12 protein-coding genes are annotated in these 14,235 nt (G+C 69.3%); 4 read left to right on the top strand and 8 right to left on the bottom strand.

Annotation, left to right across the window (positions count from 1 at the left end; all coding sequences use genetic code 11):
• Positions 1-633 (bottom strand): ATP-binding cassette domain-containing protein (locus tag PFX91_RS16925; protein WP_285733009.1); only part of this gene is annotated, 633 nt, incomplete at its 3' end.
• An 851-nt stretch (positions 634-1,484) separates the two neighbouring features.
• On the opposite strand from PFX91_RS16925, the gene PFX91_RS16920 reads away from it, so the two are divergent.
• Complete coding sequence (locus PFX91_RS16920; RefSeq protein ID WP_285733007.1) at positions 1,485-2,468, top strand: DUF2332 domain-containing protein; 984 nt, start codon at positions 1,485-1,487, stop codon at positions 2,466-2,468.
• A gap of 49 nt (positions 2,469-2,517) precedes the next feature.
• Here PFX91_RS16920 and PFX91_RS16915 read toward each other — a convergent pair whose 3' ends face one another.
• The 4 genes from PFX91_RS16915 to pip form a co-directional block, all read right to left on the bottom strand.
• Positions 2,518-3,501, bottom strand: coding sequence for an adenosine deaminase (locus PFX91_RS16915; protein ID WP_285733006.1), 984 nt, complete (start codon positions 3,499-3,501; stop codon positions 2,518-2,520).
• Between the two features lie 399 nt (positions 3,502-3,900).
• Positions 3,901-4,935 (bottom strand): aminotransferase class V-fold PLP-dependent enzyme, encoded by a 1,035-nt coding sequence (locus PFX91_RS16910; RefSeq protein WP_285733004.1) that lies wholly within the window; start codon positions 4,933-4,935, stop codon positions 3,901-3,903.
• 161 nt (positions 4,936-5,096) lie between these two features.
• Positions 5,097-6,026: a ribonuclease Z gene (locus PFX91_RS16905; RefSeq protein ID WP_285733002.1), complete on the bottom strand. Its 930-nt coding sequence runs from the start codon at positions 6,024-6,026 to the stop codon at positions 5,097-5,099.
• A 59-nt stretch (positions 6,027-6,085) separates the two neighbouring features.
• Positions 6,086-7,036, bottom strand: coding sequence for a prolyl aminopeptidase (gene pip / locus PFX91_RS16900; protein WP_285733000.1), 951 nt, complete (start codon positions 7,034-7,036; stop codon positions 6,086-6,088).
• Positions 7,037-7,123: 87 nt separating this feature from the next.
• On the opposite strand from pip, the gene PFX91_RS16895 reads away from it, so the two are divergent.
• Positions 7,124-7,888 (top strand): class I SAM-dependent methyltransferase, encoded by a 765-nt coding sequence (locus PFX91_RS16895; RefSeq protein ID WP_285732998.1) that lies wholly within the window; start codon positions 7,124-7,126, stop codon positions 7,886-7,888.
• Between the two features lie 35 nt (positions 7,889-7,923).
• Here the strand turns inward: PFX91_RS16895 and PFX91_RS16890 are convergent, their stop codons facing one another.
• Positions 7,924-8,517, bottom strand: a complete 594-nt coding sequence (locus PFX91_RS16890) for a TetR/AcrR family transcriptional regulator (protein ID WP_285732996.1) — start codon at positions 8,515-8,517, stop codon at positions 7,924-7,926.
• 81 nt (positions 8,518-8,598) lie between these two features.
• On the opposite strand from PFX91_RS16890, the gene PFX91_RS16885 reads away from it, so the two are divergent.
• Positions 8,599-9,822, top strand: coding sequence for an MFS transporter (locus tag PFX91_RS16885; protein ID WP_285732994.1), 1,224 nt, complete (start codon positions 8,599-8,601; stop codon positions 9,820-9,822).
• Positions 9,823-10,242: 420 nt separating this feature from the next.
• Positions 10,243-10,818, top strand: a complete 576-nt coding sequence (locus PFX91_RS16880) for a DUF4334 domain-containing protein (protein ID WP_285732992.1) — start codon at positions 10,243-10,245, stop codon at positions 10,816-10,818.
• A 587-nt stretch (positions 10,819-11,405) separates the two neighbouring features.
• Here PFX91_RS16880 and PFX91_RS16875 read toward each other — a convergent pair.
• Both PFX91_RS16875 and PFX91_RS16865 read right to left on the bottom strand, forming a co-directional pair.
• Positions 11,406-13,466, bottom strand: coding sequence for a type ISP restriction/modification enzyme (locus PFX91_RS16875; protein WP_352231696.1), 2,061 nt, complete (start codon positions 13,464-13,466; stop codon positions 11,406-11,408).
• 141 nt (positions 13,467-13,607) lie between these two features.
• Positions 13,608-14,027, bottom strand: coding sequence for a pyridoxamine 5'-phosphate oxidase family protein (locus PFX91_RS16865; protein ID WP_285732990.1), 420 nt, complete (start codon positions 14,025-14,027; stop codon positions 13,608-13,610).
• Positions 14,028-14,235: the final 208 nt, after the last annotated feature.

Below are 14,235 nucleotides of genomic sequence, written 5' to 3'. Positions count from 1 at the left end.
CTCGGTGACACGTCCTTGGTGCAGCAGCAGGATGCGGTCGGCGTCACGGGCCAGGGTGGGTTGGCGGGTGAGCAGGAGCAGCCCGGTGTGGGGGGTGGGGGTGAAGGGGGCCTGGTCGGGTGGGGGGTCGGTGAGCAGGAACAGGCGTGCGTTGGTGCTTTGTGCGTAGAGGTCGCGGGCCTGGTCGATGCGGTCTTGCAGGTCGGGGTGGGGGGTGTGGGGGTGGTCGGGGTCCAGGCGGGTGTGGTTCAGGGCGTGGGCCAGGTGGGGGTCGGCGGGGTCGGGTGAGGGGTGGCCGGTGATGGCCTGGGCCAGGGTGGGGTGGGGGGTGTGGGCGGGTGTGCGGGTGCGGGTACGGGTGGTCAGGTGTCCGTGGGCGGGTGCGCTCTGGCCGGTGAGCAGACGGGTCAGGGCGGTGGCGGCGGCGGTGGACAGGCCGACCAGGGCGACGTGTTCGCCGGGGTGGACGGTCAGGTCCAGGCGGTCTATCAGGCGGGTGTGGGCCTGGGTCAGGGACACGTCGTGCAACTCCACCAGGGGTGGGGTGGAGGGCGGGGTGTGGTCGGGGCTGCGGCGGAGTCTGCCTCGGTCGGAGAGCCTCACGGGTGTCCGTTCGTCTGGTGTGGTCGTCACCTGCCTGGGACTACCCGGCGGGGGTGAGAGTTCTCATGATCTGTTCGTGTCCTTTTCCGTGGGTGGAACGGCCGGCGGTGGGGAGGGGTTCCCGGATGCGGTGGGAAAGAGGGGTGGGCGGGAAGGGGACGGGCGTCGTGGGGTGGGGCGGGGGAGGGTGTGGGTCGAGGTTCGTGTCCGCTGGGCGGGCGTGTTCGGCATGGTCGGATCGCCCGGCATTGGGGGGCGCGGCGATGACCTGGTGTGCGTGCTTTTTGGGGAAGGAGCTTTCACCGGCCGGGGGCCTTCGCTCACCGCGGATGTGTCTTCAAGATCTTGGGGCTGCTATCGGCGTCCGACTCGGACTTTGACGGTTGCGGCCACCGACCCGCCCGCACGATCTGTTCGGCGCGAAGGGCCGGCTCGGTGTCCTGGGTTCGGTGCTCAACGCCGTGGTGTGGTGCAAATCCCTGTACACGACACGTACCGGGTGTGTGATCGTCTCCTTCGGGCTCGCGCACCGTCCTCATCGACTCCCCTGTCGAGAATCCGCGGCCCCCAGGTGATTCGCCGGTGGAGTGGCCCTTGGGCCGGGGCGGAGCGGTTCGCGCGGCGCCGCTCAGTGGTGCGCGGGCCGCCGCGGCCTGGGGGCCGGCCGGGTCAAAGCGCTCCACGGACACGACGAGGGCCGGGCCTTGGCCCGCGCCTGCCGCGCCACGCCTTGGGTGTCGAGGGTGATCCTCCTTGGCCTTTTGCCGGGTGTGGCGGTGGGGTGAGCGCGCTCACGTGCGGGTGGGGGCCGGCGGGGCCGGGGGGAGGGTAGGACCGGGGTGCTGGTCTGGTCCCCCGAGGTGTTGAAGGAGTGTGCGGCCGTGGAGCGTGTGGCTGACATCGGTGGTGTGGAGCTCATCGCGCGGCGGTATCGGGCGTTCGGTGAGCATTGTGCGTCGGCGGGGTCGCCGGAGTATGCGCGTATCGGCTGTGCCCTGGCCGAGGACGAGCAGGTGTTGGGGTTGGTGGCGTCGTTGCCTGCGGGTAACAAGCGTCAGCCCAACCTGTTGTTGGGTGCGGTGCGGTTCCTGGGTGGGCCGGTGTCGTCGTGGGAGGAGTTTCGCGGTTGGGTGGTGGCGCACTGGGGGCGGGTGCGCCAGGTGGTGTTGGAGCGTTACACCCAGACCAACGAGGTGCGTCGGTGTGCCACGTTGTTGCCGGTCCTTGCGGGGTTGGAGGGGCCGTTGGCGTTGGTGGAGGTGGGGGCTTCGGCGGGGTTGTGTCTGTACCCGGACCGGTACCGGTACTCCTTCGATGGTGGGGTGCCGATCGGTCCGCGGCAGAGTCCGGTGTTGTTGGAGTGTGAGACCTTCGGTCCGGTTCCGGTGCCTGAGCGTGTGCCCGAGGTGGTCTGGCGTGCGGGGATCGACATGAATCCGTTGGATGTGCGTTCGGAGTCCGATGTGCGGTGGTTGGAGTCGCTGATCTGGCCGGGGCCGCAGGAGGCGGGGCGGCGGGAGCGGTTGCGGGCCGCGGCGCGGGTGGTGGCCCAGGATCCGCCGTGGTTGGTGGAGGGGGATCTGGTGGAGCGGTTGCACCGGGTGGTGGAGCGGGCTCCCTCGGGTGCGCGTGTGGTGGTGTTGCACAGCGCGGTGTTGGCTTATCTGTCCGCTGAGCGGTGTGAGGCGTTCGTTGACGCGGTGGGTGGGTTGGGCGGGCACTGGGTGTCGAATGAGGGGGCGGGGGTGGTGCCGGGGTTGGTGGGGCCCTTGCCTGGGCGTGAGGGTGAGTTCGTGGTGGGTGTGGATGGTCGTGTGGTGGGTTTTGCCGGTGAGCATGGTCAGCGGTTGACCTGGGTGGGTTGAGGGTCGTGGTCGGTGGGGCCCCTTGGGTGGTGGGGCCCCACCTTCGTTGTCACCAGGGGTGGGCGTCGACTTGGGCGATGAGTTGGGCTTTGCGTTCGGGGGTCAGGAAGGAGGCGGTGAAGGAGTTGCGGGCCAGTTGGCGGAGTTGGTGTTGGGTCAGGCCCAGGTGGGTGTGGACGGCTTGGTAGTTGTCGTGGACGTAGCCGCCGAAGTAGGAGGGGTCGTCGGAGTTGATGGTGATGAGCAGGCCGGCGTCGAGCAGGGCGGGGAGGGGGTGTTGGTCCAGGGAGGGGACGGCTTTGAGGCGCACGTTGGACAGGGGGCACACGGTGAGGGGGGTTTGGGTGGTGGCCAGGTGTTGGACCAGGTGGGGGTCGTCCAGGCAGCGGATGCCGTGGTCGATGCGTTGGGCGCCCAGTAGGTTCAGGGCCTGCCAGATGTAGGAGGCGGGGCCTTCTTCGCCGGCGTGGGCGACGCGGTGGAGTCCCATGTCGCGGGCGGTGGTGAACACTTCGGTGAATTTTTCGGGTGGGTTGCCGATTTCGGCGGAGTCCAGGCCCACGGCGTGGATGTGTTCCAGGTGGGGGCGTGCCTGGTGGAGGGTGTCGAGGGCTTCTTGGGCGGGGCGGTCGCGTAGGAAGCACAGGATGAGGGTGGTGCTGATGTTGTGGGTGCGTTCGCTGTCGTGCAGGGCGGCGGTGAGGCCGTTGATGACGGTGTCGATGCTGATGCCGCGGCTGGTGTGGGCTTGGGGGTCGAAGAAGATCTCGGCGTGGCGTACGCCTTGGGTGGCGGCGCGGGTGAGGTAGGCGTTGGCCAGGTCGGTGAAGTCGGCTTCGGTGCGTAGGACGTCCATCAGGGCGTAGTACAGGTCCAGGAAGGACTGGAGGTCGGTGAAGGAGTAGGCGCGGCGGAGGTCTTCGACGTCGGTGTAGGGCAGGGTGAGGTTGTTGCGGTGGGCCAGGGCGAAGGCCATTTCGGGTTCGAGGGTGCCTTCGATGTGCAGGTGGAGTTCGGCTTTGGGGATGGGCATGGGGGCCTTTCCGGGGTGGTGGGTGTGTGGTCATTGTTGCTGATGTGGGGGTTGTGGGTGGTGTTGGGCCCGGTCGTGGGGGTGTGCGGCCGGGTTTTTGGTGTGTGAGGGCCTTTGGGCGAGGCGGTGGTGGGGTCTGGTCGGCTCGCCACGACCGAAGAGCGCCGGCGGTGAGGGGTGCTGCGGCGGCGCAGAGGGGAAGCTCTCGGGTCGCAGACATCGTGGCAGGTGAGCGGGGGACCAGATCCGTTTTGTGGCCGTGGCCGCGTTGCCTGTGCCGGTCGGCTACGCCTTCGGGTGGGGCGCTGTCTTCGAGCTCGTGTCTTCGGTGAAGGCCGTCGTGGGATGGACGTTCGTCCTTTCCACCGTGCGCCCTTTGGTGGTCGACCCCTTCGGGGGTCAGGGGTGGTGGAGGGCGTGGGCGGCGCGTTCGGCGTCCTCCAAGGTGTTGTACAGGTGGAAGGACAGGCGGGTCAGGCCCGCGCGTTGGGTGGTGGTGATGCCGGCCCGGGCCAGGCGTTGGGTGGCGTGGGGCAGGTCCAGGCCGGTGATGGCCGAGTGGGCGGGTTCTTGGCCCATCAGGGCGCGGAAGTGGTCGGTCAGGGTCACGTTGTGGTGGTGGATGTTGTCCAGGCCCGCGTGGAGCAGGACACGGGCGGAGGCGGCGGCCGCCAGGGCGGCGAACCAGTTGGGTGGCAGGTCGAAGGCCCGTGCGGTGGGCGGCAGGTCCATGGTGGTGGCGTACATGGCCGAGGGCGGGTGGTGGGCGGCGAAGGGGCCTGCGTTGTTGGGGCGTAGTCGTGCGCGTAGGGCGGGGGAGAGGTAGGCCAGGGCCAGGCCGCGTGGGGCCATGAGCCATTTGTAGGCCGAGGCGATCAGGGCGTCGAAGCGGGTGGCGTTCAGGGGCATCCATCCGGCGGCCTGGGTGGCGTCGACCACGACCAGGGCGTTGTGGGCGCGGGCGGCGGCCACGATGTCGTCGGTGGGGGCCAGGCGGACGTCGGCGGATTGCACCAGGCTGAAGACGACCACGTCGGTGCGTTCGTCCACGGCGTGGGCCAGGTGGTGCAGGGGTGCGGTGCGCACGCTCATACCGCGGTCGGCTTGGGCTTTCCAGGGGAAGACGATCGAGGTGAAGTCGCCTTCGGGGACCAGGACGCGGGTGTTGTCGGGCAGGGAGGCGGCGATGGTGCCGGTGATCTGTGCGGTGGCGGCGCCCAGGGTGAGGTCGTGGGCGGGTGCGCCCACCAGGGCGGCCAGGTGGGTGCGGGCCTGTTCCAGTTCCCGGCTCCAGGTGTGGGGGTCGCCTGTGGCCGCGGACCAGTGGTCCAGGGCCTGGGTCAGAGCCTGGTGGGTGGGTTGGGGTGGGATGCCGTACTGGGCGGTGTTGAGCCAGGTGGTGTCGGTGCTCCACAGGTGGCGGATGGTGTCCATGTCGGGGCTTTCGCGGGGTGGTGTCGGTGTCCGTGGTCGGGGCCTGGGGTGTGGGGAGAGGGGTCCTGCTGTGGCCTGTCACCGGTTGGCGCACCGCCTGGTGGAGGGGCGGGCCGTTGCCGCCTGACCCTCCGGGAGGGCGGGCGCGCGCCCCTTGGGGGTCAGGGGTCGCGGGTGGGCAGGGGGATGCGTTGTAGGTCGTGGGCCAGGGTGATGGGTCCGGTGAACTCGGCGGCGGCCTGCTCGACGAAGAGCGTGTCGTCGTGGGGTTCGTAGCGTTCGGACAGGTGGGTCAGGACCAGGGTGCGCGCTTTGGCGCGTGCGGCGATGCGTCCGGCCTGGCGTGCGCTCAGGTGGCCGTGGGCGCGGGCCAGGTGTTCCTCGGAGTCCAGGTAGGTGGACTCGATGATGAGCATGTCGGCGTCTTGTGCCAGTTCCACCGCCTGGTCGCACTCGGCGGTGTCCATGACGAAGGCCAGGACCTGGCCGCGGCGGGGGCGGGCGCAGTCGGCCAGGTCCACCCGCCGCCCGTGGGGGGTGGTGACGGTGCCCTGGCGTTGGAGGAGGCCGATGAGGGGGCCGTGTACCCCGTGGGCGGCCAGGCGGTCGGGCAGCATCCGCCACCGGTCGGGTTCGGCCAGGCGGTAGCCGTAGGTGGGGATGGAGTGGCGTAGCGGCAGCGCGGTGATGCGCAGGTCCGACTCCCCCAGCAGGCAGGTTCCGGTGCCGTGGACCGGTTGGGGGGAGATCACGTCGGTGTCGTGGAAGGCGGTGGCGTGGCGCAGCCGCTCCCAGTACCGCTGTCCTTGGGCGGGGTAGGCCACGCGTACGGTGTGGGGGACCTGGTCGCGGGCGATGCGTTGGATGGTCCCGGGCAGTCCCAGGCAGTGGTCGCCGTGGAAGTGGGTCACGCAGATGCGGGTGATGTCGGTGGCGGCCAGTTTGGCCAGTCGCATCTGGCGTTGGGTGCCTTCACCGGGGTCGAACAGGATGCCGTGGGTGTCCCAGCGTAGGAAGTAGCCGTTGTGGTTGCGGTGGCGGGTGGGCACGGCGCTGGAGGTGCCAAGGACGACCAGTTCGCGTAGGGACATGGGGCGATCCTGTCACAGTGCCGCCTTGGTGGTGGTCCTGGTCGTGGGGTGGGGGGTCTTTACAGGGTGCGGAAGCGGTCGAGGGTGTCCTTGACCGCTTGGCCGATACCGGTGGTGTTGGTGGTGTGGGCGGCCTCATCGACGATGAGGAGTTCGGCGGCGGGCCAGCGGGCGGCCAGGTCGTGTGCGGTGTCGCAGGGGCTGCTGATGTCCAGGCGGCCGTTGATGAGCGCCGCGGGCAGGTGGGCGATGCGGTCGATGTTGTTCAGCAGTTGATCGGGGGCCAGGAAGCAGTCGTTGGCCCAGTAGTGGGTGACCAGGCGGGCGAAGGTGGCGCGAAAGGCCGGGTTCTGGAAGCGGGGGTCGGGGGTGTGGCCGGGGGCGGTGGCCACGTGGGTGTCCTCCCAGGCGCACCAGGCGCGGGCGGCGTCGAAGCGGACCTGGGGGTCGGGGTCGGCCAGGAGGCGGGCGTAGGCGGCCGGCAGGGCGGTGGGGTCGGCGCCTGCGCCCGCGGCGGCGTGGAAGTCCTCCCACTGGGCGGGGAAGACACGGCGCATGTGGTGGGTGATCCAGGTGATCTCTTGGCGGGTGCCGGTGGTGACGGCGAACAGCGTCAGGGAACGCACACGGTCGGGGTGGGTCTGGGCGTAGGCCAGGGCCAGGCAGGATCCCCAGGAGGCGCCCATCAGGTGCCAGGTGTGGATGCCCAGGTGGGTGCGCAGGGCCTCGAAGTCGGCGATCAGGTGGTCGGTGGTGTTGAGGCTCAGGTCGGTGTCGATGTCGCCGGCGTCGGGGGTGCTGGCGCCGGCGCCGCGTTGGTCGAGCAGGATGAGCCGGTAGTGGTCGGGGTCGGTGAGCATCGACCAGCGTGGGTTGGAGGAGGAGCCGGGGCCGCCGTGGACGCCCAGTACCGGTGTTCCTTGGGGGTTTCCCAGTTCTTGCCAGAACAGGCGTTGGCCGTGGGGGCGTTCCAGGTGGCCGCTGGTGTGGGGGTGGCTGTGGTGGTACACCGGTACTCCTTGTGAGGTGGGCTGTTCGTGGTGGGGGTGAGGGAAAACCCTTTTGATCGTAGGAGGGTGGGGGCTGATGATGCCGTCATGGTCGATCATCACTTCTCCCGGCCCGAACTGGCCGAGCTTTATGACTGCTTCCACCCTTGGGGTTCCTCGCCCCAGGACGACTTCTACCTCGATCTGGTCATGGGTGCCCGTTCGGTGTTGGACGTGGGGTGTGGGACGGGCAAGATCTTGCGGGTGGCGCGTGAGCGCGGGCACACCGGGCGCCTGGTGGGGTTGGATCCGGCCGAGGCGATGTTGGAGGTCGGTCGTCGGGAGCGGGAGGACGTCGACTGGGTTCTGGGTGACCTGGTGCGGGGACCCGGTGAGGGTGAGGGGGGTCGCCTCCTCGACGGCGGGTTCGATCTGGTCATCATGTCCGGGCACGCCTTTCAGGTGTTGCTCACCGACGAGCAGGTGCGCGCCCATCTGGCGGCGGTGCGGCGGGCGTTGGCCGTGGACGGCCGGTTCGTCTTCGAGACCCGTAACCCGGCCGTGCGGGGGTGGCTGGTGTGGAGCCCTGAGCGGGTGCGCACCGTGGACGGTCCCGGTGGGCGCAAGGCCACCTGTGTGCATCGTCTGCGTGGGGTGGAGGGGGACCTGGTCACCTTCACCTGCGACTACACCGTGCAAGGTCGGGATGGGTCACGCAGGAGCCGTAGCACTCTGCGGTTCATGGACGTCGTCGCCCTGAACGGGTTCTTGGAGGGTGCGGGGCTACGGGTGAGCGCCCAGTACGGGTATTGGGACCGCAGTGCGCTCACCGATGCCAGTGAGGAGATCATCACCTTCGCCCGTCCTGTGTGAACGGTCGCCTCGGTGGTGGCTTCGCCGGTTGGGTCTCAAGGGTGGGCCGGTGTGTGCTCCCCGGCGGAGGCGAGCAGGTGCTCGGCCATCGCGCGGGCGTGGGTGAGGCGGTCGTCGGTGCCGTCGATGCCGCGGTGGGCGATGGCGCCCTCCACCAGGAGGAAGAGGTGCCCGGCCAGGTGATCGGGGTTGTGGATCCGGGGGTCCTCGGCGATGAGGTGGCGCAGGCGCTCGCGGACCTGTTCCTTGTGGTGGCGGATGACCTGGTATCCGGGGTGGGTGGGGGGCAGTTCGGCGGCCGCGTTGAGGAACGCACATCCTCGGTCCGACATCGGTGCGTCGGCGGTGTAGGAGTCGAACACGGTCAGGGCCCGGGGTGGGGGTGCGTTCTCCAGACGTTGTTCCCAGCGGGTCCACCACTGTTGGTGTCGGTTGCGCAGGTAGGCCGTGACCAGGGTGTCCTTGGAACCGAACCTGTCGTAGAGTGTGCGCTTGGTCACGCCTGATTCGGTGGCGATGAGGTCCACTCCGACCGCGTGGATGCCGTGGTGGTAGAACAGGGCGGACGCGGTGTCCAGGATTCTTCGGGCTCCGGGCGTCAGTCGCACGTCGCTGTGGTGGTCTTTCACGGCACCTCCTTTGACTTCACAGATCAGTGTACCTAAGGTGGGTGCTGCTTCACAGGTCGGTGAAGTTCGTGGGGAGGGCGCATGAGCAAGGTCGTGGACCCCCAAGGGCACCGCAACGCCACGCCCGAACCGGGGGCGTGGACGTCCCCCGCCCCGGCCATGCTGTCGGGCACGCAGACGGTGGGGCTGGCCGCCGCCGGGCTGGCGCTGATAGCCGTGTGCTACGGCCTGGCCCGCTTCGCCTACGGGTTGTTCGTCCCGGCCTTTCGTGAGGCCTTCGCCCTGGACGCGGCCACGGCCGGGGCCATCGCCTCGGGCAGCTATGTCGCCTACTGCGTGGGGGTGGTGGTCGCCACCCCGCTCACTCCACGCTTTGGTTCCAAGGTCATGTCCGTGGTCGCCGGGGTGCTGGCCACGGCGGGCACCGCGCTCATGGCGTCGGCCCCCGGAGCCGGGGTCCTCACCCTGGGGGTGCTGATCGCCGGGTCCAGCACCGGCGTGGCCTCGCTGCCCTTGGCCCACACCATCGCCCACCGGGTCCTACCCCCCTTGCGCAACCGGCTTCAGGCCCTGGTCAACGCGGGGACGGGGCTGGGGGTGGTGGTGTCCGGTCCCGTGGCGTTGTTGGCTCAAGGGCAGTGGCGGCTTGCGTGGGCGGCCTTCGCCGTGATCGCCGCGGTGGTCACCGTGTGGGTCGCGGTGACCGTCCCCTCGGTCCGCCAGGACGTCGCCGGTTCGGCGTCCTCACCGCGTGCGGGACGGCCCTGGCGTGAGTCGTTGCCTTCGGGCTCGGCCCGGCTGGTCGGTGCGTCGGTGACCATGGGTGCCGCCAGTGCGGCGACGTGGACCTTCGGTCAGGACCTGCTCACCACCACCGCGGGGCACGCTGCGTACCTGTCCACCGTGGCCTGGATCGTTCTGGGTGCGTGCGGTCTGCTCGGGGCCTTCGCCGGTGATGCGGCGAACCGGTTCGGGCTGCGCACGGCATGGGTGGTGGCGATGCCCGCCATGGGAGCCGCCACGGCCCTGCTGGCGGTGACCGCGCACTGGTACGTGGTGGCGGTCATCGCCACAGGGCTGTTCGGTGGGGTGTACCTCGCCCTGACCGGGCTTTTGTTGGTGTGGGGCACGCGCGTCTTCCAACATCGGCCCGCACGAGGTGTGGGGTTGGCGTTCTTGTCCACCGCTGTGGGGCAGGCCGCCGCCGCTCCGCTCCTGGGGTGGATCGCCGACCACAGCACCCTCGCCGTGGCGTTCTGGGTCGCCGCCGGGATCGCCGTCGTCGGTGCCTGGTCACGTCCGTGACCGGTGTACGTCTTCGGGGTGGGGTCGCGACAGGGTCGGGGGGCTCAGCGGTCGCCGCGCCCGGGGTGGGGCGCCGTCGCGGTGCGCAAGGAACGTGAGCACAACGCGACCAGGCCGGTGGTCCCACCGTGGTGAGCGGCGCCCGCCAGGGGGCGGCCTGCGGCGATGGTCGAGGCCTTCACCGAGGCCGGCTTCGACCTGTGCCGGGCCAGGGAACCACCGGTTACGGCACACCCCACGAGAACCACTGCCCTCACACCTGAACGGACGCGCCCGTTCACTCGACTTCCTCTTCTTCGTGCCGAGCGCCCACCGACCAGCACCCGCACCAAGGCCGAAAAGCGGCGCCGAACGTCGCAGGGACCCGCTTCCTTTGCGACCCTTGAGGTGAGCACCGGCGTTTCGGCAAGAGGTGAGGCGATGTCCCCGTACGAGCACGAGGCACGACGCGACGAGTTGCGACGCCTGCAAGAGCAGGCGAGTAGCGTCGGGGAGGCACTGGCCTTCTTCGACACCCTGCCACCGGTGCGGGTGGAGGAGATGCCCGGTCTGTGGAAGGGCTCGGGGCTGGAGACCGGGCACCCCTGGGACGGCATGCTCGAGGAGTTCGGCTGGTACGGCAAACGGTTCGACGACGCAGAACGCGCGCATCCGCTGGTGTTCGGTAACGACAAGGGCCTGTTCTGCGTCAATCCCTCCCTGGTGCCCTTGGGTCTGCTCAGGCGCACCTCGAACCTTCTGCGCACACCGCCTTTGGCGGACACGGCCCGCTGTTCGCTGCGCCTACTGCGCACCAGCAGACCCGCGGCACGGCTACGGATGGTCGAGTACCGTGGCACGGTCTCTGCGGCCATGACCTATGACGCGCTTCCCATCAACGACCACTTCCGCAAGGTGGACGCCGACACGCTGATCGGTGTGATGGACATGCGCGGTGACAGCGCCCCCTTCTTCTTCGTGCTGCGCCGGGACAGGCCCATCGCGGCCAAGCCCTGACCGTGCCCGGCACGGCTGCGGCCACGGACGAACTCGGCGTGGTGAAAGGGAAAGCGATCGTGTCGTGTGTGGTGCTTCAGCAGCGCGGACTCCGGCTTCGTGGTGTCGCTTTCGCCCGCCCTTGGCTCCTGCTCGTCCTCGGACACGGTGCGGGGATCGACGAGTCCGTCCATGAGCGCCGGCCGGTCGATACCCCAAGGCCGCATCGTGGCCGGAGCCTTCTGACTCGTGGCGGTCGAGCTGCGGGGTCGGTCTGGCCTGCGGCTGGTGACACGTGCGTCGATGACACCCGAGCACACCGACCATCGACGGGCCGGAGCCCCGGTGCGGGAAAGGAATCCGCGCCCGGGCGCAGACCCGCCGGTATGGTGCTGGCGGGTCTGCGTCCGGATCGGCGGTGTAGGCCACCCGGCTTCAGTCCGGGGTAGGAGGAGCCGCCCTCTGGCAGGAAGCCGAATTCCGGCCCCGCCCGGGCGAGCGCGGGCCACTCCACCGAAAGCGCCCGCCCGGTCGCGGCCGACCGATTCCCTTTCAGGAAGAGGTCACCCCGCTGGGCAGTGCGCGTTCTGCACGGGACGGCCTTCGGGTCACATCAAGGTCTCCTGCCCTGGTCCGGTATCGGGTCTGGTCGTGGCCAGGCTGTAGCTGGGTTTGCGGTCCCTGGTCGTCTGCGGGAACTTGACACCGGCGGTCGCGAGCTCGTGTGCGGTGATCACCGGGCCGGCGAGAACCCGATCCAGGAGCGCGGCTTGGGCCTTCTCCAGTTCGGTGATGCGGCGCAGCACGGTGAGCAGCTCGTTGAGCTCAACGATCCACTCCCGCGGCCAGGAATCCAGGTGCAGCTCATCGAGCGGGCTGGTCTTCTTCCCGCCCGGGTTGGCCTTGCGGTAGGAGAACCACTTCTTGATCACGTTCATCCCTCCCACGTCATAGGCCCACATGCGCGCCGTGACCGGACCGAACGAGCCCTGCCCGACGTGCAAGGTCCCTTCCCCACCTGGTCCCTCGGTGTAGGAGAGCTTGTCCGGCAGGCCCTCACCCAGGGGGGTGAGGTTCTTGGGTCGACGGGGATCTGCGGGGGCGAAGGTGATGTCGCCCGGGGGCCTGCCCACTTTGGGGTCGATGAAGGCTTCTCCGTAGGTGCAGGCCCAGACCAGTTCGCGTCCGAGCGTGAGGGCTTCGCGCCACACCTGCACGTCCGCGGTCAGGGGGATGCGGATGCCGGGGGTGGTGAGCTCGTCGGCGAAGCGCTGGGTGAAAGCCGGATGAGCACTGACCCCGGCGATGTAGGCGGCCAGGTCGGCTGAGGTCACCGGAACTTCGAGCCGGTCGGCAAGGCAGGCCAGGAGGCGGGGGGCGGTGTTGTCCGCCCCGGAGGGGTGCAGCAGAGGCAGAACCCGGCCCCCTCCACTTCCCTGAAAGTGGTGCATGTCGGGGATGAGGGTGGAGAAGACCACCGCGGGGCCGGAGCTGATGGCCTGGGAGTGCTGCTCGTTGAAAAAGAGCTGCCCCTGCTGCGGCTCGGCCGCCCAAAGTTCTGCCCGTGCGAAGTCGATGACGCGGCTGTCGGGAATGAGCCACTGGCGGTCGAAAGCGCGGTAGGAGACGCGCTTGGGGCTCGGGCATCCCCTGGTCTCTTTCCCGAGCGGGACGTGATGGGCCGCCGTGTTCGGGAGCGGATCCTTCTTGGAGGACAGGGTACGGTCGCGCGTCTCCTTGAACAGGGCGGGTTTTTCTTCTGGGTCTGCGCAGATCAGGGTGTGCCAGCGAGTATGAAGGATCTCGGGGTGTGGAGCATAGACCCAGGTCCGGTTCGGCTTCACCCCGGGCGCGGTCCAGCAGAACAGATCGCCCAGCGCCGGGTAGTCGTCCCAGGCCGACTCCGCCGCGGGCAAGAAGGGCGCCTCGGCCTCGGTGCGCACCCGACGCCAGGAATCGCTGTCCAGCCCCAGGTCGGCGAGCTGGGCGTACTTGTCCTCCCGCCGCCCGGTGACCTCGGTGTAGCGGATCTGGGCCGGTACCTGCGGGTCGGTGTCGGCACGGCGTACGAAGATCGCTATGGCCAAGGGGTGCTGCACGCCGGGGAAGATCCGGGTGGGCACCTCCGGGCGCATCCCCTCGGGGGAGACGTTGATGATCCACCCCTCCGAACAGGTTCGGCGCAGGTAGCGGCGCATGCCCTTGAACCCGGGCCCTTTGAGGTAGCCCGAGGTGGTGATGAAGCAGATCACGCCGTGCCGGTCCTGGGCGTGGGCTTCGAAGACCTTCCAGGCCGCCCAAGACCAGAAGTAGACGTAGAGGTTCTTGAGCACATACTCAAGGCGCCCGTTGCCGTCCTTGCGGAACAGCTCCAGGGGGGCGGGGCCGGCGGCGTTCTTGGAGCCCGACTCCACCCAGCCGCCCAGCCCTTCGGCGCGTTCGCGGTAGGGCGGGTTGCCGATGACCACGGTGACGGGGGTGTTGGACTTGATCCGGTTGGCCTGCTTGTGGGACTTGGACAGCGCGGTCAACCCCGGTAAGGCCACCGTCTCCTCATAGGGATCGTCCAGGGTGTTGGTCACGTGCAGCCGGACGGCGAGGTCCTCGCCAAGACGCCACATCTGGTCCTCCCGGCCACACACGCCGAACCTCAAGGGGTGATCTGCCAAGTCCGGATGTTGTTCGCGCAGCAGGTCACGGATCAGTTCTTCGGTGATGTCCGTCGCGGTCCTTTTCGGGGTGGGCCCGAGTCGTTGGCGAACCTGTTCACGTGAGGGGCGGCTTCTCCCGGACGGTCGGTGCCCACCGGTTCAGGGGATGATCCCCTCACTCGCGGGGCGTACGTTGCCCAGTACCCGCGTGACGGCGATCTCGATCACGACGCGCTCGGGGTTGGGGCGTGGTCGTCGGTATCGCAGCGCGTAACGTCGCTCGGCCTCGGCGATCGCTTCGGGATCGGTGTTGACGGTGGCCGTCCCCTCCAGTGTCGACCACCAGCGCCCCTCCACCTGGCATACCGACACCCGGGTGCCCGGATGTGCCGCCAGGTTGCGGACTTTGTAGCTGGAACTGAAGGAGATGACCCGTGCCAGCCACCGCTCGGGGTCGTAGGTCGCTCCCACGGGAACCTGGTGGATGCTGCCGCCGGGGCGTGGGGAGGCCAGCGTGCACAGGCGACGCTCGGTCCAGAACTTCATGAAGGGATCCTGGGGCGGGGTCTCATCGGACATGTGGGCTCCTGTCCAAGGTCGGGGCGGCGCTGAGATCCGGCCTTTCCGCACCGGGTGGTGGAGCCGGGGTTCCTCGTGTGCTCTGCCGCGGCCGGCCGTTGACGGTCGAGGTCGTGAGGAACGCTATCGCCTCCAGCGTGCACGCCGTCGGTGGATCGCCCGCGTGGAGGGTGGTGAACGTGGGCGAGGCCACGGGCTTCCCGGCCGA

Source organism: Nocardiopsis sp. ATB16-24 (genome assembly GCF_030271535.1).
Taxonomy (GTDB): Bacteria; Actinomycetota; Actinomycetes; order Streptosporangiales; family Streptosporangiaceae; genus Nocardiopsis.
This window is presented reverse-complemented; position numbering and strand designations above follow the sequence as displayed.

Bases quoted from the DNA above. Each gene is read 5' to 3' on its own strand.
- PFX91_RS16915 (WP_285733006.1), bottom strand. From the start codon at position 3,501: ATGCCCATCCCCAAAGCCGAACTCCACCTGCACATCGAAGGCACCCTC.
- PFX91_RS16910 (WP_285733004.1), bottom strand. From the start codon at position 4,935: ATGGACACCATCCGCCACCTGTGGAGCACCGACACCACCTGGCTCAAC.
- PFX91_RS16905 (WP_285733002.1), bottom strand. From the start codon at position 6,026: ATGTCCCTACGCGAACTGGTCGTCCTTGGCACCTCCAGCGCCGTGCCC.
- PFX91_RS16895 (WP_285732998.1), top strand. From the start codon at position 7,124: ATGGTCGATCATCACTTCTCCCGGCCCGAACTGGCCGAGCTTTATGAC.
- PFX91_RS16885 (WP_285732994.1), top strand. From the start codon at position 8,599: ATGAGCAAGGTCGTGGACCCCCAAGGGCACCGCAACGCCACGCCCGAA.
- PFX91_RS16880 (WP_285732992.1), top strand. From the start codon at position 10,243: ATGTCCCCGTACGAGCACGAGGCACGACGCGACGAGTTGCGACGCCTG.
- PFX91_RS16865 (WP_285732990.1), bottom strand. From the start codon at position 14,027: ATGTCCGATGAGACCCCGCCCCAGGATCCCTTCATGAAGTTCTGGACC.